Source organism: Bradyrhizobium sp. USDA 4353, assembly GCF_054063215.1.
Window position 1 is genome coordinate 481,083 of the sequence record NZ_JBSSGB010000001.1, and the last position, 23,839, is coordinate 504,921.

Below are 23,839 nucleotides of genomic sequence, written 5' to 3' on the forward strand. Positions count from 1 at the left end.
AATCTTTCCTGGGCCACCGCCCTCCCCAACCCTCCCCCACAAGGGGGGAGGGAGCGGAGAGACCACCCGAGCGTCAGCGAGGAGCGCTGCGCTCGCGGCATGCATCGCAGCCGATCGCATCGCCCTACTCGTCGTCCCGCGGGCTGATATCGCGCTTGCCGTGATAGCCGCGCTTCGGCCGGCGCGGCGGACCGGGGAAGCGGGCTTCGGCTTCGTGACGCTCGCGGGCCTCCTCGCTGCCGGTGCGCTGGACCAGGACGCGGCGGCCCTTGCGGTCGGCGACGACCTCGCGCTTCGGCTTGGGCTTCGGATCCGGCAGCGGCTCGCGATTGCCCGCGCCGGCCGGGCCGAGATCGGCGCCGGATTGCGCGATGACCTTCTCGCCGAGCTGCTCGCGCAGCACCCGCGTCTTGACCTCCTGCACCTCGCCCTCGGGCAGCTCCAGCAGCTGGAACGGACCATAGGAGACGCGGATCAGGCGGTTCACCTCGAGGCCGAGATGCGCGAGCACGTTGCGCACCTCGCGGTTCTTGCCCTCGCGGATGGCGACAACGAGCCAGACATTGGCGCCCTGGTCGCGCTCCAAGGTCGCTTCGATCGGGCCGTACTTCACACCATCCACTTCGACGCCAGCAGCGAGCTGATCGAGCTGCGCTTGCGTGATCTCGCCATGGGCGCGGACGCGGTAGCGCCGCGTCCAGCCGGTGTCCGGCAGCTCGAGCACGCGTGCGAGGCCGCCGTCGTTGGTGAGCAGCAGCAGGCCCTCGGTGTTGAAGTCGAGCCGGCCGATCGAGATCAGCCGCGGCAGGCCCTCGGGCAGATTGTCGAACACCGTCGGGCGGCCCTCGGGGTCGCTGTGCGTCGTCATCAGCCCGCGCGGCTTGTGGTACAGGAACAGCCGCGTCCGCTCGCGCTCCGGCAGCGGCGCGCCGTCCACCTTGATCTCATCGTTCTCGGTGACGTCGAGCGCCGGCGAGTTGATGACACGGCCGTTCACCGAGACGCGGCCCTGCGTCACCATCTCCTCGGCGTCGCGGCGCGAGGCGAGACCTGCGCGCGCCAGCACCTTCGCGATGCGCTCGCCGGTCTTGCCCGGTCGCGGCGCTTCGTCGGGCACGACGCGCTTGCTGCGCTTCTCGGTGTCCTGCTTGCGCTCGCGATACGGACCGCGGCCGCCGAACGCCGGGCGCTTGGCGAAGATCTGGCTGTCGTCCTCATTGTCGCGGCGCGGCCGATCGAATTTCGGCCGGTCGAACTTGGGACGATCCTCGCGCGTGCGGTCGGAGCGCGGCCGGTCGAAACTGCGTCCGCCTTCCCGCGGCGGACGTGCGCTGCGCTCCGGACGGTCGCCATCGGCGCCACGTTTCTGCCACGGCTTGCTCTCGCCTCTCGGCGGACGATCGCCGAACTCCTTGCGCGGGCCGCTGCTGAACTTCCGCTCGCCGCGATCGCCGTCGGCGCCGCGCGAGAACTTGCGCTCGCCGCCGAACTTGCGCTCCGCACGCGGACGGTCGCTGCGATCACGCGCGCCCTCTCCGCGCGGCGTATACGGCCGCTTCTCACCATCGCGCTCACGCGGGGCGTAAGGTTTGCGCTCGCCGAACTTGCGGTCCGACGACCACCCTGCCGGGCGGCCCTCGTCGCGACCGCGCGGCGTGTAGGGCCGCTTCTCGCCGCCGCGCTCGTCGCGGTCGAATTTCGGCCGGTCGCCACGCGGCTTGAACGCGCGCTTCTCACCCTCACCCGACCGCGCCGCATACGGCCGATCGCCACGCGGACGATCGTCGCGGTTGAAGCGCGGCTTGTCGCCGTAGGACTTGCGCGGTGCGTCACCCTCGTCGCGGCGGCGCGGCGCCCGGCCCTCGTCGAACGAGCGTTTGCCGCGGCTGCCGGTGTCCTTGTCGCCGAAGCCGCGCTTGGCGAACTTCTTCTCCGGCCCGCGCGCGGCGCCCGAGCGTCCCTTGGGTCCCTCGGACCGCCCCCGCGGGGCGCCGCCGCGGCGGCCGCGGGAATCGTTGTCTTTATCGGTGGTGCGGGGCATGAAGGTCTCACTTCGGGGTGCAGGACGCGGGGTGCTACGCGCGCTTCGGGAGCAGCGCATGTCACGCGAAAATGGGGTCCGGTTGTGCTGAAGGGCGATCCAGTAGCAGACTTGGGCGGGCGTGACGAGCCATGAACAGCCCTTCTTTCATGGATTTGGCGCTGAAAGCGGCCGAATCGGCCGCAATTTCCGGCGAGGTCCCGATCGGCTGCGTCGTGGTGCGGAACGGCGAGGTGATCGCCACGGCCGGCAACCGCACCTTGACCGATCGCGACCCGACGGCCCATGCCGAAATCCTGGCCTTGCGCCAGGCCGCCCAGGCGATCGGCAGCGAGCGTCTCGTGGATTGCGACCTCTACGTCACCCTGGAGCCGTGCACGATGTGCGCCGGCGCCATCTCCTTCGCCCGCATCCGCCGGCTGTATTATGGGGCGGCCGATCCCAAGGGCGGCGCGGTCGACTCCGGCGTTCGCTTCTTCGCCTCGCCGACCTGCCACCACGTGCCGGAGGTCTACTCGGCCGTCGGCGAGCAGCAGTCGGCGCGGATGCTGAAGGAGTTCTTCAAGGCGCGGCGCTGATGTCACTCGCTCAGAAAGAACTCGCGCAACAGCCGCGCCGTCTCTGCAGGGCTCTCCTCGGTGAGGAAATGCCCGGAATCGACCGGCCTGCCGCGCACATTGGTCGCCCATCTCTGCCAGGTATCGAGCGGCGTCGCCGCCGCCCGCGCGATGCCGGCATCGCCCCACAGCGCCAGCATCGGGATGGTGATCTTCCTGCCCGCGTCGAGATCCGCCTTGTCGATCTCGTAGTCGGCATGGGCCCCGGCGCGATAATCCTCGCACATCGCATGGATACGGGCCGGGTCGCGGAACGGCGCGAGATAGTGCTGAAGCGCGCGAGGGTCGATGGCATCCAGCGTCTTCGATTTGGTCTGGCTCGCCATCTTCTGCTTCAGGAAGAACTCGCCCGCCCCCGAGATCAGCGTCTCCGGCAGCGGCGCTGGCTGGGCCAGGAACGCCCAGTGATAGATCTTGAGCGCATAGGCGCGGTTCATGCGCTCCCAATAATCATAGGTCGGCAGGATATCGAGCACGGCCAGCTTCGACAGCCGACCGGGATGATCGAGCGCAAGGCGATAGGCGACGCGGCCGCCGCGATCGTGACCGGCCAGCGCGAAGTGCGCGTGACCGAGTTGCTCCATCGCCTCGATCATGGTGTTGGCCATCGCGCGCTTGGTGTACGGCGTATGCTCGGCGTCGCTGTCGGGCATGTCGGACCAGCCATAGCCGGGCAAGTCGGCGATGATCAGCGTGAAGCGATCAGCCAGAGCCGGCGCCACGCGATGCCACATCACATGCGTCTCCGAGAAGCCGTGCAGCAACAGCAGCGGCGGGCCGCTGCCGCCGACACGCGCGAAGATCCGTCCCGCTGACGTGTTGATCCATTCGGACGCAAAGCCTGGAAACAGATCGGCGAGCTCGGACATGTTGGCACCTCACAGCAAGCGATCGCGCTGACGGAACCCGCGCTGATCAATCGCTATGCTACCGCCGCGCCGCGCGAGGCGCAAAACGAGATGCGGTGCGTCGGTGGCCTAACAGTTATGGGAGACTGGATACAACGACGCCTCCTGAAAGCGCGCTATGCTCCGTGCGCCGCAGCAGCTCTGTGCGGTCGAACGACCCCGCCGCCGCTACGGCAGACCTGAGCCGACATCCGCTCGGGCGTTGCCGCGCTCATGCGCGACTGCCTGCCAGGCGATGTCGCGGCGGCAGAAGCCGTCGGCCCAGACGATGCGATCGACGGCCTGGTAGGCGCGCTGCTGCGCCTCTTCCACCGTCTTGCCGGAGGCGCAGACATTCAGCACCCGCCCGCCATTGGCGATGATCGCTCCGTCCTTCGCGATGGTGCCGGCATGAAAGATTTCCACGCCCGCGATCTTGGCGGCCTCGTCGAGACCCTCGATCACGCCGCCTTTCTTGTAGTCGCCGGGATAGCCCTTCGCCGCCATGACCACGGTGACGGCCGGATCCGGAAACCAGCGCAGGTCGAAATTCTTCAGCTGCCCGTCGCAGGCTGCCAGCAGCGCCGGCACGAGATCGGACATCATGCGCAGCATCAGCACCTGACATTCCGGATCGCCGAAGCGGACATTGTATTCGAACAGCTTGGGCCCCTGCGCGGTCAGCATCAGGCCGGCGTAGAGGATGCCCTTGAACGGCGTGCCGCGCGCATTCATCCCGGCGATGGTCGGCAGGATGATCTTCTTCATGATCTCGTCATGGATCGCCTGCGTCACGAACGGCGTCGGCGAATAGGCGCCCATGCCGCCGGTGTTCGGCCCCTGGTCGTGATCGAACACCCGCTTGTGGTCCTGCGCCGAGGCCAGCGGAATTGCCGTCTCGCCGTCGCACAGCGCGAAGAACGAGACCTCGCGCCCCTCGAGAAACTCCTCGATGACGACCTCGGTGCCGGCGACACCGAAGCCGCCGTCGAACATCATTCGCACCGCGTCCTCGGCCTCGGCCAGCGTCTTGGCGACGACGACGCCCTTGCCTGCCGCCAGCCCGTCGGCCTTCACGACGATCGGCGCGCCGTGCTCGCGGACATGGGCCAGCGCCTCCGGCGCATTGTCGAAACGGCCATAGGCGCCGGTCGGAATGCCGTATTCGGCGCAGAGATCCTTGGTGAAGCCCTTGGAGCCTTCGAGCTGGGCGGCGAGCTTGCGCGGCCCGAAAATCTTGATCCCGGCAGCCTCGACATCGTCGACGATGCCTGCGGCCAGCGGCGTCTCCGGCCCGACCACCACCAGGTCGACCTTGTTAGCCTTGCAGAAGTCGATCACCGCCGCATGATCGGCGACATCGAGCGCCACGCATTCGGCCTCCTTGGCAATCCCCGCATTGCCGGGCGCGCACCAGAGCTTGGTGAGCAGCGGGGAGCCGGCAAGCTTCCAGGCGAGCGCATGCTCGCGGCCGCCGGAACCAATGAGGAGAATGTTCATCGTCGATGCCGTCACAGGGGGAATGGGTCAATTTGGAGGCCCCAATTGCCCGGCCCTTGCAGCAGAGTCAAATCATGGCTCCGGCGGTTTGGCAGCCGTCCCGGCGATGATTTCCTGCAGGCTGGCGACGTGGCGGGCAAACGCCGTCCGGCCGGAGGCGGCCAGCATCACGGTGGTCTGCGGCTTCTTGCCGACGAAGGCCTTGTCCACGGTGACGTAGCCGGCGCGGGCCAGCGTCTCGATATGGGCGCCGAGATTGCCGTCAGTCGCCCCGGTCAGCTTCTTCAGCCGGACGAATTCCAGACCCGTGCCGGCCGGCAGCGCATTCAGCGCCGCCATGATTCTGAGCCGCAGCGGCTGGTGGATGATCTCGTCGAGCTCCGCCAAGGCCGCTAGCTCCGCCGCATCCACACGCCGCCGAGGATCAGGCCGACACCATTGACGACGGCCATCCACAGCGGAAACGCCGCGCCGATGAAGGCGTAGCCGATCAGGGTCAGCACGATGATTCCGAGCCCGAAGATCGTAAACGCGATGCCGAACCAGAGGCCCGCGAGACAGTAGAACAGCATGAAATAGATCGGCCAGAACGCCCCCATCTCGCGCGGCCCGAAATGGCCGATCGTCTCGACGAAGAAGCCGAAGGCGAACAACATCACGAAGGCGAGCAGCGGCCTGACGTCGAAGCTGCCCATGCCCGAGCGCGCCTTCTCCGCCGCCCCAAGCACGATCGATCCGGCGATCCCGAGCACATAGACCGCGAGCCACGCCTTGTCGGCGTAGACCGGGGTCAGATAGGTGACGAGATTGCCGGCAAAGACCAGCGCGCCCCACAGGATCATCAGCAGGCTGGAGAGCCTGTAGATCTGCGACTGGCGCACCCGCCTCGTGATGTCCTCGATGTCATCGAGGGCGCGTGCGGCTTCCAGGCGGTCGATCATGCGGTTCGAAACCTCTAGCGCGTGGCCACGTCCTCGGCGATCGCAGCGACGGCGGCAGGCGCCGACACGATCTCCATGTGATTGACGCCGGCGACCAGCTTGACGTCGACAGCGGGCGCGACCGCGTGCACGGCATCGGCATATTTGTCGGCAAGCATCAGCTCGTCGGCGGCGCCCGCGATGACGGTGACCGGATGCTTGGCCGCGGTGAGATCGGCCTTGTAGCCGGCAGTCGCGAAATTGCGAAACAGCCGATAGCTGTAAGCCGAAACGACATATTTCTCCGCGTTCGGCCGCACGGCAAAAGCCAAGGCGGGCAGCGCCTCGCAGCACGGCAGGCCGGCACGGCTCAGAAAGCCCAGCGCAAGGATGCGCGGAATGTCGGGGCTCGCCCAGCCGCCGGAATTGTCGCGATTGGTCGGCGCGTCATAGCCGAGATAGGGCGCGAGCAGCACGGTGCGAGCGAACAGGTCCTGGATCGGCGAACCGGCGACGCGGAGTGCGAATCCGCCGCCGGCGGAATGGCCGAGCAGCACGATGGGCTGGGTCGGGGCTGATCTCCGCACCTCGGCGACGAGATCGGCGAGGTCGTCTTCGAGCTGGCCGCGATAGCCGATGTCGCCGCGGGTGCCGGAGCCGCCATGGCCGCGGATGTCGGGCGCGAAGGTGTCGATTCCCTTCGCCGCCAGCCCATCAGCGAGGGCATGCACAGCTATGCTTGAGCCCGATGAGCCGTGGACGAGAATAGCGATCTTGCCGACCGGCGTCGCGCGTGCCGGGTAGTGGCGATAGGCGAGCTCAGTGCCGTCGCGGGCGCTGAAGCGCTGCAAGGGAGGCATGGTGCTGCGGTCGACCCGGCCGGCCGTCTCGGAGATCGACGTCAGCTCAGGCGGGCGCACCAGCGGGGTCGCGAGCATTGCGCCGAGGATCAGCGCCAGAGCCCCCGCGAGGCTAAGTCCCAAGCCAACCAGCCGAAACACGATTTTGACGGCTCTCATCCGTCCCTCCTGAACGTCTCTCAATAGAGTACTCTGTATAATAGAGTTATCGAAAAGGCAACGGCTTGATTGGCGGAGCTGGCCGAAAGCCCCTACCTTGGCGCCTACTCCCAAACCCGAATCAGCCAGCAATGCCGCCTGCGGAAGCCCTGCCCAACGCGCCCGAATTCACCGTCACCGAGCTGTCCTCGGCGCTGAAGCGCACGGTCGAGGACCAGTTCGGCCATGTCCGGGTGCGCGGCGAGATCACCGGTTTTCGCGGACCGCATTCCTCAGGTCATTGCTATTTCGCGCTCAAGGACGAGAGCGCCAAGATCGAGGCGGTGATCTGGAAGGGCGTGCATGGCCGCATGCGCTTCAAGCCTCAGGAGGGGCTCGAGGTCATCGCGACCGGCAAGCTCACGACCTATCCGAACTCCTCGAAATACCAGATCGTCATCGAGGCGCTGGAGCCGGCCGGCATCGGCGCGCTGATGGCGCTGATGGAGGAGCGCAAGAAGAAGCTCGGCGCCGAGGGCCTATTCGATCCCGCGCGCAAGCAGCTCTTGCCCTGGCTGCCGGAGGTGATCGGCGTCGTGACGTCGCCGACCGGCGCGGTCATCCGCGACATCCTGCACCGGCTGGAGGATCGCTTTCCGCGCCGTGTGCTGGTGTGGCCGGTGAGGGTGCAGGGCGACGGCTCGGCCGAGCAGGTCGCGGCCGCGATTCGCGGCTTCAACGATCTGCCGGAGGATGGCCCGATTCCCCGCCCCGACGTGCTGATCGTCGCGCGCGGCGGCGGCTCGCTGGAGGATCTCTGGTCGTTCAACGAGGAGATCGTGGTTCGCGCGGCCGCTGAGAGCATGATCCCGCTGATCTCGGCCGTCGGCCACGAGACCGACGTCACCCTGATCGATTTCGCCGCCGACAAGCGCGCGCCGACGCCGACCGCTGCGGCCGAGATGGCGGTGCCCGTACGCAGCGAGCTGATGCAGGAGGTCGCGAGCCTCGCCCGCCGCGTCAGCGTCTGCTGGCAGCGCGGCCAGGAGAGCCGCCGCAACGAGCTACGCGCCGCAGCCCGCGCTCTGCCCGGTCCGAGCGACCTGCTCGCGATCCCGCAGCAGCGGCTCGATGCGGCCGCGGCCAGCCTGCCGCGGGCGCTCAAGACCAACACGCACGTCCATTTCCGCCAGTTCGCCGCGGCCAGCGCCAAGCTCACCTTGCGCGTGCTGCATGGACAGATCACGCAGGCCGATCATCGCCTGGTCGTGTCGTCCGAGCGGCTGTCGCTGTCCGCGCGCAGCCTGCTGCATCGGCGGCGCGAGCGGTTCGAAGCGCTCGATGCCCGCTTCAAGGCGTCGCGGCTCGCTTATGCGCAGGCCAAGCGGCAGGCGATCGCGCGCGAGCGCGACCGCACCGAGCGGCTCGCCGATCGCGCCAGCCGTGCGCTGGCGACCTCGATCCTACGCTTACGGGCACGAACCGATCATGCCGGCCAATTGCTGTCGGCGCTGTCCTATCGCAGCGTGCTCGCGCGCGGCTTTGCTTTGGTGCGCGACGAGGCCGGCCATCCTCTGCACCAGGCGGCAGGCATCGAGGCCGGCGCGACGCTGTCGCTGGAGTTCGCCGACGGCAGGATCGCAGCGACGGCCGGCGCTGGAAGCCCTGCCCCAACGTCTGCTCCGGCTGCGCCAAAGCCGGTGCGGGAGAGCAAGCCGGCCGCGCCGAAGCGCACGCCTGATCCTGCCGATCAAGGCAGCCTGTTCTGAGGACCGATCAGCGCGCCAGCCAGTCGGCGACAAGCTTCTGTGCGTCGGCGCGGGCTTCCGGATCAGAGCCGACATGGCCGCGCTCGGGCGCGGCGGCATCGGCGCCCGCGACCTGATGCACCGGCAGATTGAGCCGATCGAAATCATGATAGGCGCCGGGATAGACCACGATGCGGGTCAGCGCGCTGCGGCCGCGCGCGCCATCGATCATCTGCCGGCACGCCGGCGGTGAATAGACATCGTCGAGGCCGCCGATGAGAATTAGCGTCGGAACCCGCGCGCTCCAGCCGAGGCCCGATGACGCCCGGCAATCTGGATAGAACGCGACGGCCGCACGGAAGTCCGGCGAGGCGTGGTCGGGCAATTGCGGCCGCACCGCCCAGAGCAAAGCGCTGGCGCCGCTCGCCCAGCCGACCAGGCTGATGCGGTCCGGCATCGCCCAGGATTGCTGCAGCAGCCATTTCTGCGCGATCACGATATCGGCGACCCGCTCGCGCCGGCCGCTGATGCGGCGTTCCTTGACGCGGCATTGCGGCCCGAGCCCGCGCGAGCCGTAGCTGTCCGGCAGCAGCACGGCCTTGCCGTCCTTGACGAGATCCAGCGCCCAGTCGCGATAGCGCGGCTGCACCGGCTCGCTGCGGCCGGCCAGCCCACCGCAGCCATGCAGCGCGATCACGGTCGGAAACGGCCCCTTCCCGCCCGGGCGGTAGAGCTGCGCATGCAACACGTAATTGTCGGCGGGAATCTCGACCGCAACGGGCGACGGCTCGGCGGAGGCCGCCGATGCCGTGGCGCAGAGCAGAGCAACGACGACGGTGGTGAGGAAGCGCATCAAACCAGCCGGGGAAGACAAGCGGCGGAGACCTGAAACCTAGCTAGCACGGCCCTTCCGGCCGCCGCATCACAAATCGGTGGGTTTGCGGAAGCGACAGTCCCCCCTATCTATGCTACTGAAATCACCGGACATCATGAGGTTGTGCGCACGGTGGCGGCGTACAGGGAGTGGAGATCGCGGACGTGCTCAACAAGTTCGGTCCCTCGGGCCAGGGCGAAGCGCAGGTGCAGTATCTGGATGGGGATTTCCGCGTGATCTCGCCGGGAAGCTATGTGCGCTGTGCGGTCACCGATGCACGGATACCGCTCGACGAGCTGAAATATTGGAGCGTCGACCTGCAAGAGGCCTATGCGGTGCCGAGCGCGGTCCTGCAGCGGCACTATCCCGGCGCGCTGAAGGCGAATGGCTAGTCTAGCGCTTTGTCAGCGCCGACAGCCGTTGCGTGACGTAGCTGCGCACCGCAGCCTGATCTGCGAATTGCAGCGTCACCGGAAATGCGGTGATGCCGCGGTCGGCGTGAGCTGATCCGCTGCCGCCAAGCCGCGCCAGATCTTTCTCGGTCGTCACCAGCGTCAAGCCGTGACGCGCCGCCTGATCGCTCAGGGAGGCGATGTCCTCGGTTGAAAAGGGATGATGGTCGGGAAAGGCGCGCTCGGCCTCGATGTCGAGCCCGCTGGCACGAAGCGTCCTGAAGAAGCGCTGGGGATCGCCGATCCCGGCGAAGGCCAGGAGCGGCCGTCCCGCCAGCGCAGCGATGACCTTTGCGTCCGGCCGCAGATGGGCCCTGAAGACCGGCTTTCCCTGGGCAGCGACGGGTGACGCGACGGCCTCGCCCGCGTCCCCGTCCCCGACCACCAGCAGCGCGTCGGTCCGTGCCAGTTGCGGCGGCAGCGGCGCGCGCAGCGGCCCGGCGGGAAACACCCTGGCATTGCCGAGCCCACGCGCGCCATCGATCACGATCAGCGCGAGGTTCTTGGTGATCGACGGGTTCTGAAATCCGTCGTCCATCAGGATGACGGAGGCGCCCTGCGCCTTGATCAGGCCGATGCCGTCGGCGCGATGGCGCGACACCACGACCGGCACACGGGCCGCCATCATCAGCGGCTCGTCGCCGACATCGGCGGCAACATGAGCTTTGGGATCGACCAGCACAGGCCCGCGCAGCCGGCCGCCATAGCCGCGGCTCAGCACGACCGGCCGCTCGCCGAGCTCGCGCAGCAAGCCGGTCAGCGCCAGCACCGTCGGCGTCTTGCCGGCGCCGCCGACATGGAAGTTGCCGACGCAGATCACCGGCAGCCCGGCGTCGATCCCCGGCTGTCGCATCCGGCGCGCGGCGACAGTGCCGTAGAGCATCGAGAGCGGAGACAGCAGACGCGATTGCCAGGATCGGGGCCGATGCCAGAAGGCCGGCTCACGCATCGCCGGCGGTCCCCATCTCCAGCCTGATCTGCAGCAGATACGGCTCGAGCGCGGACAGCGTTCGCTCCAGCGCACCGCCGAGCTGATCGACGACGCGCGATCCCTCGGCGACCAGGCTGTTGCAGGCCGCGGGGTCCGACAGCAGCTGGCGGAGCTGCCGCACCAGCGCGTCCGGATCATGCGCGAGCCGCGCACCGGCCGCCCTGTCCAGCGCCTCATAGACGTCGGTGAAGTTGAAGACGTGCGGCCCGTGCACGATGGCTGCGCCGAGCTTGACGGCTTCGATCGGGTTCTGGCCGCCATGCTCGACCAGCGAGCCGCCCATGAAGACGACCGGCGCCAGCCGATAGAACAGGCCGAGCTCACCCATCGTATCCGCGACATAGACATCGGTGCCGGCGAGCGGCTGCTCCTCGCGCGAGCGCAAGGCGGGCTGCAACCCCGCGCCCGCGACGAGCTCGGCGACCGCGGGACCACGATGCGGATGACGCGGCACGATCACGGTGAGCAGCGACGGATAGATGCCCGCAAGCACCTTGTGAGTTGCAATCAGGATCTCTTCTTCGCCGGGATGGGTCGACGCGGCGACGATCACCGGACGGCCGCGCGTCATCGCGGCCAGCCGGTCGAGCTTGGCCGGATCGGCAGGCGGTGCCGGCACGTCGAGCTTCAGGTTGCCGGTCGTGACGACGTTGCGCGCGCCGAGCGCGGCGAACCGGTCGGCATCGGCCTGCGACTGCGCCAGGAACAGATCGAAGCGGCCGAGCAGCGCGGAGATCGTGCCCGCCATGCGCCGCCAGCGCGGGAACGAGCGCGGCGACATCCGGCCGTTGATCACGACCATCGGCACCCGGCGCGAGGCGCCGGCCAGGATCAGATTGGGCCAGAGATCGGATTCGATGAAGAGGCCGAGCGAGGGACGCCAATGATCCAGAAAGCGCTCCACGAAGCGCGGCGTGTCATAGGGCACGTATTGATGGATCACGTCGGGCGGGAAGCGCTTGGCGACGATCGCGGCCGAGGTCACCGTTCCCGAAGTGATGAGGATACGAATGTTGAGCCCACGCAGCCGCTCGATCAACGCCGCCGCCGCCAGCACCTCGCCGACGCTGGCACCGTGGATCCAGACCAGCGGTCCCTCGGGACGGGTATCGTGACTCAGGCCACGCCGCTCGTCGGTCCTGTCAGGATCTTCCTTGCCGTGCTTGAGGCGTTGCCGGATCAGGGCCGGCGCAAGCGGCACCGCCGCCGAGGACAACCCGCGGTAGACGCGCAGGGCCATCGGCAGCGGGCTAGCCACGAGCGGCTCCTAAAGAGTCGGCTCCCAAAGAGTCGGCTCCTGACGTCACCGGCGGCGGACAGGCCTCGGGGCGGCCGACGAGCTCATAGGCGCGGCGCATGCATTCGTTCAGCGTGGCCTCGAGATCGAGGCGCGCCTGCTCCATCATGGCAGCGTCGGCATCACGCGGCACGTTGATTTCCTTGATTCCCACCAATGCGCCGCGGCCGAATGGCAAATTGATGGTCGTGCTGTCCCAGTTCTTCAGGCGAATGAAGCGGCTCGTGACCATTGCGAACGGCATGATCGGACGTCCTGACTCACGCGCGAGCATGATGATGCCGAGACCCGCAATCCGCGCGCGCTTCGGCACATCGGCGGTCGATGCAACATTATAGTTGTCTTCGAGCGCCTGCACCATCTCCCTGAACGCCCCGACCCCACCTTTGCGGTGGAAGGAGCCGCCGTGATCGCCGGAGCCGCGGATGGTTCCGATGCCCAGCCGCTCCGCGGCGATTGCGTTGAACTCGCCGTCGCGATGCTTGGAGATCAGCACCTTGGCGCGGTAGCTCGGCTTGTTCCTGATGAAGGGCGTCAGCAGATGCTGGCCGTGCCAGAACGCGAAGATCGCCGGCATCTGCGGCTCGACGATCTCATAGACCTCGGGCGGCTCGAAGGTGAAGCGGTTGGTCAGCCACACCAGGCGCAGGTACTCGGCCGCGAGGAACCCGACGGCGCGCTGGAACCAGCCGCTGCGCAGCGTATTGCGGATCAGATGTTTCAAGTCGGCAGCTTCGCGTCTTACTTCGCGTCCTGACCGGGATCGAGCAGCCGGTGCAGGTGGACGATGAAATAGCGCATATGGGCGTTGTCGACCGTCATCTGCGCCTTGGCGCGCCAGGCGGCGTGGGCCGTCGCGTAGTTCGGATAGACGCCGACGATATCGACCTTGTCGAGATCCTTGAACTCGTTCTTGTCGAGGTTGACGAGCTCGCCGCCGATCACGAGGTGGAGGAGCTGCTGCGAGGCGCTGTCTGTCATCGGTCTCGTTCCTAATCAACGCGCCTGCGGGTGGCCTGGCGGCGCGGTCCGAGGGGATGATCAGCTCTGCGGCAACCGGCGATAATGGCTGACGATGTCAGCATGTCGATCGCGTCCCGCTGCTACCAGCACCCCATGGGCCACGTCCGGACGATTATAGAGGATCGCCTCGCCCGACAATGCGCTCATTTTACCACCCGCTTCCTGCACGATCAGATGAGCCGCCGCAAGGTCCCAATCGCGGCTTTGTCCGCCTGCAAAAGCGGCATCGAGCGCACCATGGGCGACACGGCACAGTCTGAGCGCCAAAGACCCGATTCGCGGATGCAGCTCGATCTTCTTCGAGTCCTGCGCGAGCCGCTCAACCAGCGGTTTGGGCCCGGCGACCCGACTGAAGTCGATGTCGTTACCCGTGGAAGCCCGGACCGTCTCGTCGTTCAAGGTGGTGCCGGCGCCGTGCGCCGCGAAGAAGAACTCCTCGCTGACGGGGACGTAGACCGCGCCAAGGATCGGCGCCCCCTGCTCGACCAGCGCGACGCTCACGCACCAGTCGTTGCGGCCGCCGAGATAGGAGCGGGTGCCGTCGATCGGATCGACGATCCAGACCCGGGGACCGGTCGAGCCTGGCGGGATCATCGACGCTCTCCTCGGACAGCCAGCCGTAATCGGGTGTTGCCGATCGAAGCCTGCGCTCGAGCAGATCGTTGACAGCCATGTCGGCTTCGGAGACCGGGGACGACGCCCCCTTGGTCCATTTGCGCAGATCGGTGCCGAACATCGCGTGCGCCAGCTCGCCGGCCTCGCGCACCGCCTGCTTCAGCAGCCCGGCATCCGCAGCCAGGCTCACCCCGCCGGAGCTCTCGATTTCACCGTCCGCCAAGCGTCAGCCCTTCGATGCGCACCGTCGGCGCATTGACGCCATAGCGGAATTCCAGATCGCTCGCGGGGGTCATCGACTTGAAGATCTCGAACAGGTGGCCTGCGATCGTCACTTCGCTGACTGCATAGCCGATCTCGCCGTTCTCGATCCAGAAGCCGGATGCACCCCGGCTGTAATCGCCGGTCACGCCGTTGACGCCCGAGCCGATCAGGTCGGTGACATAGAAGCCCTGCTTGATGTCCGAGATCAGCTCCTTGGCGGTCACGACGCCGGCTTCGAGATGCAGGTTGAACGGGCCCGGCGACGGCGAGGACGACACGCCGCGATGCGCGTGGCCCGTCGTGGTCATGCCGAGCTCGCGAGCGGTGGCGGAGTCCAGCAGCCAAGTCGTGAGAACACCGTCATCGACCAGCGCCGTCTGCTTCACCTTGACGCCCTCGGCGTCGAACGGCTGCGAGCGCAAGCCGCGCCGGCGCAGGGGATCGTCGATGATGCGGATGCCCTTGGCGAACAGCTGCGCGCCGAGCTTGTCCTTGAGGAAGCTGGTCTTGCGCGCGATGGACGCGCCATTGATCGCACCGACGAGATGGCCGACAAGCGAGCCGGATACGCGCGGATCGAACACCACGGGCACCTGGCAGGTCGCGACCTTGCGCGGATTGGCACGCGCCACCGCGCGCTCGCCGGCGCTGCGCCCGACGGCTTCGGGGGCCAGCAGATCGACGCCGTGAGGCGCCGCCGTGTAGTCGTAGTCGCGCTCCATGCCGGTGCCTTCGCCGGAGATCGCCGTGGTCGAGATGCTCTGGCTCGAGCGCAGATAGGCGCCGTGAAAACCGCTGCTCGTCACCAGCACCATGCCGCCGATGCCGGCCGATGCCGATGCGCCGCCGGACTTGGCGACGCCCTTGACGCCAAGCGCGGCTGCCTCCGCCTCCTGCGCCCGCCGCTCCAACTCGGAGGTGCCGGGGATGTTGGGATCGAGCAGATCGAGCTCGGGAATGTCGCGCGCCAGCAACTCGGGATCGGCGAGCCCGACATATTTGTCATCGGGCGCCACGCGCGCCATCGCGACCGCCCGCTCCGCCAGCCGAGCCACGCCGTCGCCGCTGACGTCGTTGGTGGACACCACCGCCTGGCGCTTGCCGACCAGCACGCGCAGGCCGACATCGTCGCCTTCCGAGCGTTCGGATTCTTCGACGCGGCCGTCGCGGACCTCGACGCCCTGTGAGATGCCGCGCACTGCGATGGCGTCGGCGGCATCGGCGCCGGCCTTCTTCGCAGCCTCGACCAGCCGCTCGGCGAGCGTTCGTAGGGCGGACTGATCGAGCAGGTCTGATTGGGCTGAGGTCGATGATGCAGCGGCTGAGGGGGAAGAGGTCACGAACACGATCCGATCGATGTCAGGTGGGCGGCGAAGACGTCTCAATCCAGACGAAATGTGGCCTGTTCACGCCGACTTCAAGCAGGGCGGCAGCACCACGTCGGATTGTCGGCAAATCGGCAAGGTCTCGTCAATCATGCGGGGCAAGCGCTTGTCAATCATGACGGTAAGAGGATCATGCGTGAGATCTGATTAACCAGCAATCTTAAGCTGATACGGGCGAGGCGCGTGGCAAGGTCTCACGCATCGACCGGGAGAATAATCCCGGCGGGGAGACCAAGCCGTGAGGCGTCAAACAGCATCAGGCGGAAGCAATTCCGCTGGGTCGAGCCGCGTGCTGCGGCTCGACCCCCTTTCCCTGCCCGTCTCGTACAGCGCGCACGACATTCGTGCCGATGGCGGGATCCGGCAGATCGAATTGCACCGGGAGCGCGTCGTGCTGCGCCGTGCCGTCAGCGGCATGCGCATGGCCGTGAATCTCCGGGTCAGCGATTTCCTCGGCATCGCGCTGCGCGAGGTCGACGACACGCAGATGATGCTGATCCTACTGCATCGCGACCCCTCGCTGAGCATTCCGCTCTGCGTCAGCGACGACCAGGACGACATCGTCGCCGCCTGGGCAATGTGGAGCGAGACCTTCGCGCTGCCACAACTGCAAGAACCGAAGCGTGACGCTGCGCCGCGCCGCCGGCGTCGCAACGCCATTCGCGCGCGCCGTCCGCGGTTCCTGATGCGTCGCCGTGTCGGGCACCTGCTCAACCCCGCGATGATCTATCGCGGCGAGCGCGAGATCATCGCGCGGACCTGATCAGGCCGCGCGGAGCACCGCGTCAACCAAGAGAGCCGCGAACAGCAGCAGGCCTGCATCACGGTTCGATTTGAAGAGCCGCAGGCACAGCGCGGGATCCGCCGTGTTCAGCCGGCGAACCTGCCAGGCGAGATGCGCGGCGAAGCCGCCGAGTCCCAGCCACGCTGCGACGTGCACATGGGCAGTGACAAAGGCTGCGCCAATCAGCACGACGGCAAGTGAATAGAACACCACCAGCGCCAGATGCGTGCGCTCGGCGAACAGCCGCGCTGTCGACTTGATGCCGATCAGCGCATCGTCCTCGGCGTCCTGATGCGCGTAGATCGTGTCATAGGCGATCACCCACGAAATCGACCCGGCATAGAGCAGCAGCGCCGTCGCATCGAGGCGTCCGAACGCCACGGCAAACCCCATCAGCGCGCCCCAGGAGAAGGCGAGGCCGAGCACGACCTGCGGCCACCAGGTGACGCGTTTCATGAACGGGTAGATCGCGACGATCAGCAGCGAGGCGATGCCGGTCAGAATCGCGAAGCGGTTGAATTGCAGCAGCACCACGAGGCCGATCAGGGCCTGCGCCACCAGAAAGGCTAGCGCCTGCTTCACGCCGACCTGCCCGGCCGGAATCGGACGGGAGCGCGTGCGCTCCACCTTGGCATCGAGATCGCGGTCGGTGATGTCGTTCCAGGTGCAGCCGGCGCCGCGCATGACGAAGGCGCCGACGAAATACAACACGATCCAAACGGGCAGCATCGAGAGGTCGCCGGACATGCCGGCTGCCAGCGCCGCCGACCACCAGCACGGCATTAGCAGCAGCCAGGATCCGATCGGGCGATCAAAGCGCGCAAGCCGCAGATACGGCCGGCTCCAGGCCGGCGCCAGCGTATCGACCCAATTGCCGGTCGCGTCTGCAACGCGGACGGCGCTGTCGCTCATCGGGTCAGGACGTTGCCGGTCAGCGTGTCGAAAGCCGAGCCGCCCTTCTTCGCCGTATTGGCTTCGGGCAAGGCGGCCGACGAGCCGAGCACGTCGCTGAGGCCGGGCGCGGGAGCCGGTCCGCCGCCCTTCTGCATCTGCTCGGCGACGTTACAGACCTTCTGCTGAATGCCTTCGGTGCCCTTGTGGTTGGTCTTCAACTGTTCGGCGATCTGGGCGGGAATGCCGCAGCGCGCCGAGTTGGCCTCGATGTATTTGATCATCTTGACCTCGGCCTGGCTGAAGTTCTTGAACAGCTTGCAGGCCTCGACCGGCGTCGCCTTCTTCTTGCTCGCCTCCTGGATCAGCTTGCCCCGGCGCTCGGCTTCCTCACGCAGCGGCACGAAATCCTTCATGCAGCTGTCGGACGGCCCGGCCTGCTGGGGCGCGCCGAAACCAGCACCTCCGCCGCCGCCGAACGCGGCCGGACCGGCCGGCGGGAACGCATTTGCCGGCGCCGCCATCGGCGGCGGCGCGCTGCCATTGATCGGCGGGAACGGCGATGATGAGGAGTTGGTCTGCGTCTGGCCCGGCAGCGGCGCGGGAAACGCGCCTTGCGCCGCGACCTGCCCTGCGGAGAGCATGACGGCGGCAATGGCGAGCGGCACGATGGAATGGCGGACGATCAAGGCTGGTTCTCCGGCAAGACCAAGAATCCTCAACACTTCCGGACGAAAGCACGATCCGATCAGGGGCTTTTACGATTCCCGCCCGCCCGGCACAACCGCGGATTTGGGCAGCCGCGGCCGAGAGACGCAGTGCGGCCTCAAAAGGGATCGAATCGCCGCCTGATCACGTTGTGTTCATCTTAGCCGTGGCAGCCACTGCAGGATCGCCACTCGTCCTCTGGAGCTGCGGACCGGCCTGTCGCGCCACCCATCCACGTCGAGCCGGGAACCACGCTCAGGTCGCGGTGCAGACCTTGCGCATCACCGCGAGGGTATTTTCGTGATTCGCCTTCAACTGGTCGGTGATCTTCGCCGGGATTCCGCATGAGGAGGCGTGCGCCACCGCGAAATCGATCATTTTCGTCTGGGCGAGCTCGTAATCATGCACCAGCTGACACGCTTCCCCCGGCGCGAACCGGCGCTCGGTCGCAGCCTTGAGCAGCTTGGCGCGGCGTGCGGTCTCGTCCCGCAACGGGGTGAAGTCCTTGACGCAGCTTTCGGGCGGGCGGAAGCCGGCTACGCCCGCGCCTCCCTGACCCGCAGGGGTCGCCGGCTGCGGCGCGGCTGCCTTGTCGTCGGCCCTGACAGCTGCGGAGAGCGCCATCACGACCGTCGCAGCGATGGCCCAAGTCGAATGTCTAGAGATCACGGCTGTTCTCCTCGCAAGCCCCCGCCAAGGCTTCCGGCAGCGCCGGAGTCCCGCCCGAATGGACGACCGCCATTTCCGCACCGATCGAAGCGGACAAATCTGTCGGCAGCACGGCCGAAACGCGCCCTCTCCTGTCCGGCTGGCGCGGCGTGCCGGCTTTCCGCCCTGCGTCGCCTCGGCTAAGCAAGCATCACTCCCGCCAGCAGCTTCGTGCCATGCCCCAATACGACTTCACCGCTCCGCGCCTTTACGTCGATGCGCCCCTCCTTGAGGGCGGCGCAGTCCCGCTGGAGCGCAATCAGAGCAACTATCTTGGCAACGTGCTGCGGCTCGGCGCGGGCGATTCGGTGCTGGTGTTCAACGGCCGCGACGGCGAATGGCAGGCTGCGATCGCCGGGCGCAAGCGGCCCGAAATCCTGGCCATCCAGCAGCGGATCCGGCCGCAGGACCGGCTGCCCGACATCGCCTACGCCTTCGCCCCGCTCAAGCACGCCAGGCTCGACTACGTCGTGCAGAAGGCGGTCGAGATGGGCGCCGCTCGGCTCGAGCCGGTCCTCACCCGACACACGCAGGTGGCGCGGGTCAATGGCGAGCGGATGCGCGCCAACGTGATCGAGGCGGCCGAGCAATGCGGCATCCTCAGCCTGGCCGAGGTCAGGGATCCCGTGCCGCTGGAGCGGTTCCTGCGCGAGCGGGCGGCCACACGGCTGCTGGTGTTATGCGACGAGGCCGCCGATGTCGCCGCGCCGCTCCAGGCGCTGCGCGACGACGCGCCGGCCGGCATCGACGTGCTGATCGGCCCGGAGGGCGGCTTCGCGGCCGAGGAGCGCGAGCTGCTGCTGCGGCAGCCGCGCGTGATCAGGCTGGCGCTCGGCCCGCGCATCCTGCGCGCCGACACCGCGGGCGTGGCCGCGCTCGCTTTGGTCCAGGCGACCCTGGGTGATTGGCAGGGAGGCGGCGGTTAAGGCATCCCCGCGGATTGTGGCCCGCCCCGGCCATTCGCAGTCGAAACCGTCAAATGACCATGCTAAGGGGCAGCCGCCGCCCTTGAGGGGGCGTCTCATCCACTTTGGAACTCGATCGACATGACCGGACCCGCTCCGACCGGACCCGCCGCGTGGGCGGACACGCTGTTGCAGTCCTTCGCGGACGCCGGCTACGCGCGCGCCGAGCCGGCCATCCTGCAACCGGCCGAGCCGTTCCTCGACCTCTCCGGCGAGGACATCCGCAAGAGCCTGTATCTGACGACGGATGCCGGCGGCGAGGAGCTGTGCCTGCGGCCTGACCTGACCATCCCCGTCGCCCGCGACTATCTCGCCTCGGTCCGCGCCGGCCAGCCGGCCGGGTTCAGCTATCTCGGGCCCGTATTTCGCTACCGCAACGGCCGTTCCAGCGAGTTCCTCCAGGCCGGCATCGAATCCTTCGGCCGCAAGGACCATCCGGCGGCGGACGCCGAGATGCTGGCGCTGGCAATGGAGGCGACGGCCGCGGCGGGGCTGGCCGAGGTCGAGATCCGCACCGGCGACGTCGCGCTGTTCACGGCGCTGATCGACGCGCTGAATCTCTACCCGGTGTGGCGGCGCCGGCTGATCAAGGATTTCAACCGCAAGCGCACCTTGGCGCAGGATTTGGAGCGGCTTTCCATTGCCGAGGTGGCGCCGCGCAACGAATATGAGGGCGTGCTCGCAGCACTGGCCGGCTCCGACCGAAAGGCGGCGCTCGCGCTCGTCACCGACCTGATGTCGATCGCCGGCGCCACCGCCGTCGGCGGCCGCACGGTCGCTGAAATCGCCGACCGCTTCCTGGAGCAATCGACGCTGAAGAGCGGCGCCCTGCCCCGCGATGCGCTCGACCTGATCAAGCGCTTCCTCTCGATCTCAGGCACTCCGACGGACGCGGTCAAACAGCTCCGTGCGCTCGCCGCCGACGCCAAACTCGACATCTCCGCGGCCATCGACGCGCTCGACGCACGCACCGGCTTCATGGCCGCGCGCGGCATCGAGGTCGCAAAGGTACGCTTTGCCACGTCGTTCGGCCGCGGCCTCGATTACTACACCGGCTTCGAGTTCGAGCTGCATCATTCGGGCAATGGCGACGAGCCGCTGGTCGCGGGCGGACGCTATGATGGCCTGCTCAGTCAGCTCGGCGCCGCCTCGTCCATTCCGGCCGTGGGCTTCTCGATCTGGATCGAGCGCCTCGCCCAGAGCAGCGCCGCGGGCACAGCCGCGCGCGGGAGAGCATCATGAGCGGCCCCCTCGTCCTCGCCGTTCCCTCCAAGGGACGCCTGCAGGAGAATGCGGAGGCGTTCTTCGGCCGCGCCGGGCTGAACCTCTCCAAGCCCGGCGGCGCGCGCGACTATCGCGGCACGATCTCCGGCCTCGACAATGTCGAGATCGCCTATCTGTCTGCGAGTGAGATCGTCTCGCAGCTGGCGCGCGGCACCGTGCATCTCGGCGTCACCGGCGAGGACCTCGTCCGCGAGGGCATCACCGACGCCGACAAGCGCGTGCTGCTGATCGACACGCTCGGCTTCGGCGGCGCCAATGTCGTGGTCGCCGTGCCGCAGGCCTGGATCGACGTCCGCACCATGGCCGATCTCGACGACGTCACCACCGGCTTCCGCGCCCAGCACAATCGCCGCATGCGCGTCGCGACCAAATACATCAACCTGACGCGCAGCTACTTCGCGAGTCACGGGATCGTCGACTACCGCATCGTCGAGAGCGCCGGCGCCACCGAGGGCGCGCCTGCCGTCGGCACCGCCGAGCTGATCGTCGACATCACCAGCACCGGCTCCACGCTCGCCGCCAACGGGCTGAAGGTGCTCGACGACGGCGTGATCCTGCGCAGCCAAGCCAATCTCGTCGCCTCGCGCGATGCCGACTGGTCGGACGGTCCCCGCGAGAGCGCGCGGATCATCCTCGACCACATCCACGCCAGCGCCCGCGCCAGGAAATACCGCGAGGTCCGCACCCGCTTCAAAGGGTGCGACGCAGCAATGCTGACCAAGGCGCATAACCGCTTCGGCGTCGTCGCGCCGTTCGGCGGCCCGACCTCCTCGGGGATGCTGACGCTGCACTGCCCGCCCGCGCAGATCTACGCGCTCGGCAGCTTCCTGCGCGCGCATGGCGCAGAGACGGTGTCGGTGGCCTCGCTCGACTACGTGCTCGACCGCGAGAATCCGCTGTTTGCCCGCCTCGAGGCCTTCCTGCGATCATAAATCGCCGTTCATCGTAGCGACAGGCAGCGGCAGCTACCATATGTTGGCGGGCGAATGAGGATTCCAAAGCGATGCTGGGAACTGACGTCTCCGACCTGACCACGACTGCGGCCGACGCCGCGTCGCAGGGACTGTCGATCGTTATCCCCGTCTACAACGAAGGCGCGGGACTGACGGCGCTGCACGAGCGCCTGAACAATCTCGCCCGCACCCTGCGCCAGCGCTTCGGCCTGGCTTGCGAGCTCGTCTATGTCGACGACGGCAGCCGCGACAACACGCTCGCCATCGCCCGCACCTTGCAGGCCGATGCGCTCGACGTGCAGGTGGTGTCGCTGTCGCGCAATTTCGGCAAGGAGGCGGCGCTGATGGCCGGCCTCGACCATGCCCGCCGCGGCGCCGTGCTGTTCATGGATGGCGACGGCCAGCATCCGCCCGCGCTGGTCGAGCAGCTCGTCACGCATTGGATCAAGGACGGCTATGACGTCGTCTACACGGCGAAGGCGCATCGCGACAACGAGCCGTTCCTGCGCCGCGTCGCGGTGCACGGCTTCTACGCGCTGATCAATTGGGGCGCGCGGCAGAAGATCCCGGAGGATGCCGGCGACTTCCGCCTGCTGTCGCCGCGCGCGGTCGCGGCGCTGCGCCAGCTGCCGGAGCGCAACCGCTTCTTCAAGGGACTGGCGAGCTGGATCGGCTTCCGCCAGATCCGCGTCGACTATGAGCCCGCGGCACGCGCGCACGGCGTCACGACCTTCAATCTCACCGGCCTGCTCGGCCTGTCGATCGAGGGCCTGACCTCGTTCTCGGTGGCGCCGCTGCGGGTGGCCAGTCTCTTAGGAATTTTGCTCGCCTCGGCCGCCTTCCTGTTCGGGCTCTCGATCCTGTGGGAGACCTTCACCACCGGCAAGTCGGTGCCGGGCTATCCCTCGCTGATGGTCGGCCTGATGACGATCGGCGGCGTGCAGCTGATCATGATCGGCATCATGGGCGAGTATATCGGCAAGATCCTGTCCGAGCTGAAGGCGCGGCCGATCTACTTCGTCGCCGAGCACAGCGAGAAGCGCGCGAACCTCGATGCGCGCAGCGACGGCGAGAGGACCGCCGCAGAATGAGCGAGGCGCCGCACCGGCGCATCTGGCTGTGCGCCGATGACTACGGCATCAGCCCCGGCGTCAACACAGCGATCCGCGACCTGATCGCGCGCGGCCGGCTGAACGCCACCTCGGTGATGACGGTCGGCGCGGCGATCGGACGCAGCGAGGTCGCGGAGCTGACCAAGGTCGCCGCCGACAGTCCGCGCTGCGCGATCGGCCTGCATGTGACCCTGACCGCGCCGTTCCGGCCGCTGACCATGCATTTCCGCCCCGCCGAAGGCGGCATGTTCCTGCCCTTTCCAAAGCTGCTGCGCGCCGGGCTGATGCGCCGGCTCGACCCCGAGCTGATCCGCGCCGAGGTGATGGTTCAGCTCAACGCCTTCGGCGAGCTGTTCGGCCGCGCGCCCGATTTCGTCGACGGTCACCAGCACGCCCAGCTCTATCCGCAGGTGCGCGAGGGGTTCCTCGCCGCCGTCAAGGACGCCGCGCCAGCGGCCTGGGTGCGCCAGGGCGGCCGCAATGCGCCGCTGATGCAGCGGCTGGCGGCGCCGAAGGCGCTGCTGCTCGACGTGCTGAGCGCGCAATTCCGCCGCCACGCCAAGCGCGCCGCGATCCCCTTCAATCCCGCCTTCGCCGGCGCCTATGACTTCACCAAGGCCGCCGATTTCGGGACGCTGATGGACGGCTTCCTGCACGAGCTTCCCGAGGACGGCCTCGTGATGTGCCATCCCGGCTTCGTCGACGATGTCCTGATCGAGCTCGATCCGCTGACCGTGCAGCGCGAGCATGAGCACGCCTATCTCGCCGGCGAGCATTTTCCGGGCCTGCTGGAGCGCCGCCGGGTGACGCTCGCCTGAACGA

General features: G+C 67.8%; 24 protein-coding genes and 1 pseudogene. 9 read left to right on the top strand and 16 right to left on the bottom strand.

Going from position 1 to position 23,839, the window contains the following annotated elements:
* Nucleotides 1-124: 124 nt before the first annotated feature.
* Nucleotides 125-2,041, bottom strand: a complete 1,917-nt coding sequence (locus ACVILH_RS02215) for a pseudouridine synthase (protein WP_456711419.1) — start codon at nucleotides 2,039-2,041, stop codon at nucleotides 125-127.
* A 131-nt stretch (nucleotides 2,042-2,172) separates the two neighbouring features.
* Between ACVILH_RS02215 and ACVILH_RS02220 the strand changes: the two genes are divergently transcribed.
* Complete coding sequence (locus ACVILH_RS02220) at nucleotides 2,173-2,619, top strand: nucleoside deaminase (protein WP_456711420.1); 447 nt, start codon at nucleotides 2,173-2,175, stop codon at nucleotides 2,617-2,619.
* A 2-nt stretch (nucleotides 2,620-2,621) separates the two neighbouring features.
* Here ACVILH_RS02220 and ACVILH_RS02225 read toward each other — a convergent pair whose 3' ends face one another.
* The 5 genes from ACVILH_RS02225 to ACVILH_RS02245 all read right to left on the bottom strand — a co-directional run bounded on the left by ACVILH_RS02225 (nucleotide 2,622) and on the right by ACVILH_RS02245 (nucleotide 6,984).
* On the bottom strand, nucleotides 2,622-3,527 hold the full coding sequence (locus tag ACVILH_RS02225) for an alpha/beta fold hydrolase (RefSeq protein ID WP_456711421.1): 906 nt from the start codon (nucleotides 3,525-3,527) through the stop codon (nucleotides 2,622-2,624).
* Nucleotides 3,528-3,734: 207 nt separating this feature from the next.
* The gene (gene purD, locus ACVILH_RS02230) at nucleotides 3,735-5,045 is read right to left on the bottom strand and encodes a phosphoribosylamine--glycine ligase (protein ID WP_456711422.1); all 1,311 of its coding nucleotides are present in this window, start codon (nucleotides 5,043-5,045) and stop codon (nucleotides 3,735-3,737) included.
* 72 nt (nucleotides 5,046-5,117) lie between these two features.
* On the bottom strand, nucleotides 5,118-5,432 hold the full coding sequence (locus ACVILH_RS02235; protein ID WP_456711423.1) for a winged helix-turn-helix domain-containing protein: 315 nt from the start codon (nucleotides 5,430-5,432) through the stop codon (nucleotides 5,118-5,120).
* Between the two features lie 5 nt (nucleotides 5,433-5,437).
* On the bottom strand, nucleotides 5,438-5,986 hold the full coding sequence (locus ACVILH_RS02240; protein WP_456711424.1) for a hypothetical protein: 549 nt from the start codon (nucleotides 5,984-5,986) through the stop codon (nucleotides 5,438-5,440).
* Nucleotides 5,987-6,000: 14 nt separating this feature from the next.
* Entirely contained in the window at nucleotides 6,001-6,984 is a 984-nt protein-coding gene (locus ACVILH_RS02245; protein ID WP_456711425.1) for an alpha/beta hydrolase, read from the bottom strand.
* Nucleotides 6,985-7,115: 131 nt separating this feature from the next.
* Here ACVILH_RS02245 and xseA point away from each other — a divergent pair, with 131 nt between their 5' ends.
* Nucleotides 7,116-8,732: an exodeoxyribonuclease VII large subunit gene (gene xseA, locus ACVILH_RS02250; RefSeq protein WP_456711426.1), complete on the top strand. Its 1,617-nt coding sequence runs from the start codon at nucleotides 7,116-7,118 to the stop codon at nucleotides 8,730-8,732.
* 7 nt (nucleotides 8,733-8,739) lie between these two features.
* Here the strand turns inward: xseA and ACVILH_RS02255 are convergent, their stop codons facing one another.
* On the bottom strand, nucleotides 8,740-9,564 hold the full coding sequence (locus ACVILH_RS02255) for a dienelactone hydrolase family protein (RefSeq protein ID WP_456711427.1): 825 nt from the start codon (nucleotides 9,562-9,564) through the stop codon (nucleotides 8,740-8,742).
* Between the two features lie 185 nt (nucleotides 9,565-9,749).
* Here ACVILH_RS02255 and ACVILH_RS02260 point away from each other — a divergent pair, with 185 nt between their 5' ends.
* Nucleotides 9,750-9,977, top strand: a complete 228-nt coding sequence (locus ACVILH_RS02260; RefSeq protein ID WP_035643273.1) for a DUF2093 domain-containing protein — start codon at nucleotides 9,750-9,752, stop codon at nucleotides 9,975-9,977.
* Nucleotide 9,978: 1 nt separating this feature from the next.
* Here the strand turns inward: ACVILH_RS02260 and lpxK are convergent, their stop codons facing one another.
* From lpxK to ACVILH_RS02290, 6 genes and pseudogenes are all read right to left on the bottom strand, one after another.
* Nucleotides 9,979-10,986, bottom strand: a complete 1,008-nt coding sequence (gene lpxK, locus ACVILH_RS02265; RefSeq protein WP_456711428.1) for a tetraacyldisaccharide 4'-kinase — start codon at nucleotides 10,984-10,986, stop codon at nucleotides 9,979-9,981.
* Nucleotides 10,979-12,286 carry a 3-deoxy-D-manno-octulosonic acid transferase gene (locus ACVILH_RS02270; RefSeq protein ID WP_456711429.1) on the bottom strand — a complete coding sequence of 436 codons (1,308 nt, stop codon included), beginning with the start codon at nucleotides 12,284-12,286 and terminating at the stop codon, nucleotides 10,979-10,981. Before ACVILH_RS02270 ends, lpxK begins: the two co-directional genes overlap by 8 nt.
* Nucleotides 12,279-13,049 (bottom strand): lysophospholipid acyltransferase family protein, encoded by a 771-nt coding sequence (locus tag ACVILH_RS02275; protein ID WP_456711430.1) that lies wholly within the window; start codon nucleotides 13,047-13,049, stop codon nucleotides 12,279-12,281. The genes ACVILH_RS02270 and ACVILH_RS02275 overlap by 8 nt, the downstream gene beginning before the upstream one ends.
* Nucleotides 13,050-13,066: 17 nt before the next feature.
* Entirely contained in the window at nucleotides 13,067-13,306 is a 240-nt protein-coding gene (locus tag ACVILH_RS02280) for a DUF4170 domain-containing protein (RefSeq protein ID WP_456711431.1), read from the bottom strand.
* A gap of 60 nt (nucleotides 13,307-13,366) precedes the next feature.
* Nucleotides 13,367-14,114, bottom strand: a pseudogene (locus tag ACVILH_RS02285) (3'(2'),5'-bisphosphate nucleotidase CysQ).
* 58 nt (nucleotides 14,115-14,172) lie between these two features.
* Nucleotides 14,173-15,567 (bottom strand): TldD/PmbA family protein, encoded by a 1,395-nt coding sequence (locus ACVILH_RS02290; RefSeq protein ID WP_456711432.1) that lies wholly within the window; start codon nucleotides 15,565-15,567, stop codon nucleotides 14,173-14,175.
* Nucleotides 15,568-15,850: 283 nt separating this feature from the next.
* Here ACVILH_RS02290 and ACVILH_RS02295 point away from each other — a divergent pair, with 283 nt between their 5' ends.
* Nucleotides 15,851-16,375 carry a DUF6101 family protein gene (locus tag ACVILH_RS02295; protein WP_456711433.1) on the top strand — a complete coding sequence of 175 codons (525 nt, stop codon included), beginning with the start codon at nucleotides 15,851-15,853 and terminating at the stop codon, nucleotides 16,373-16,375.
* On the opposite strand, the gene ubiA is transcribed toward ACVILH_RS02295, so the two are convergent.
* The 3 genes from ubiA to ACVILH_RS02310 all read right to left on the bottom strand — a co-directional run bounded on the left by ubiA (nucleotide 16,376) and on the right by ACVILH_RS02310 (nucleotide 18,619).
* Nucleotides 16,376-17,308: a 4-hydroxybenzoate octaprenyltransferase gene (ubiA, locus tag ACVILH_RS02300; RefSeq protein ID WP_456711434.1), complete on the bottom strand. Its 933-nt coding sequence runs from the start codon at nucleotides 17,306-17,308 to the stop codon at nucleotides 16,376-16,378.
* Nucleotides 17,305-17,976, bottom strand: coding sequence for a hypothetical protein (locus ACVILH_RS02305; protein WP_456711435.1), 672 nt, complete (start codon nucleotides 17,974-17,976; stop codon nucleotides 17,305-17,307). The genes ubiA and ACVILH_RS02305 overlap by 4 nt, the downstream gene beginning before the upstream one ends.
* A 274-nt stretch (nucleotides 17,977-18,250) precedes the next feature.
* Nucleotides 18,251-18,619 carry a hypothetical protein gene (locus ACVILH_RS02310; protein WP_456716853.1) on the bottom strand — a complete coding sequence of 123 codons (369 nt, stop codon included), beginning with the start codon at nucleotides 18,617-18,619 and terminating at the stop codon, nucleotides 18,251-18,253.
* Between the two features lie 260 nt (nucleotides 18,620-18,879).
* Between ACVILH_RS02310 and ACVILH_RS02315 the strand changes: the two genes are divergently transcribed.
* From ACVILH_RS02315 to ACVILH_RS02335, 5 genes are all read left to right on the top strand, one after another.
* Complete coding sequence (locus ACVILH_RS02315) at nucleotides 18,880-19,629, top strand: 16S rRNA (uracil(1498)-N(3))-methyltransferase (RefSeq protein WP_456711436.1); 750 nt, start codon at nucleotides 18,880-18,882, stop codon at nucleotides 19,627-19,629.
* 120 nt (nucleotides 19,630-19,749) lie between these two features.
* Entirely contained in the window at nucleotides 19,750-20,910 is a 1,161-nt protein-coding gene (locus ACVILH_RS02320; RefSeq protein ID WP_456711437.1) for an ATP phosphoribosyltransferase regulatory subunit, read from the top strand.
* Nucleotides 20,907-21,884, top strand: coding sequence for an ATP phosphoribosyltransferase (gene hisG / locus ACVILH_RS02325; RefSeq protein ID WP_456711438.1), 978 nt, complete (start codon nucleotides 20,907-20,909; stop codon nucleotides 21,882-21,884). Before ACVILH_RS02320 ends, hisG begins: the two co-directional genes overlap by 4 nt.
* A 71-nt stretch (nucleotides 21,885-21,955) precedes the next feature.
* The gene (locus ACVILH_RS02330; protein WP_456711439.1) at nucleotides 21,956-22,996 is read left to right on the top strand and encodes a glycosyltransferase family 2 protein; all 1,041 of its coding nucleotides are present in this window, start codon (nucleotides 21,956-21,958) and stop codon (nucleotides 22,994-22,996) included.
* Nucleotides 22,993-23,835, top strand: coding sequence for a ChbG/HpnK family deacetylase (locus ACVILH_RS02335; RefSeq protein WP_456711440.1), 843 nt, complete (start codon nucleotides 22,993-22,995; stop codon nucleotides 23,833-23,835). The genes ACVILH_RS02330 and ACVILH_RS02335 overlap by 4 nt, the downstream gene beginning before the upstream one ends.
* Nucleotides 23,836-23,839: the final 4 nt, after the last annotated feature.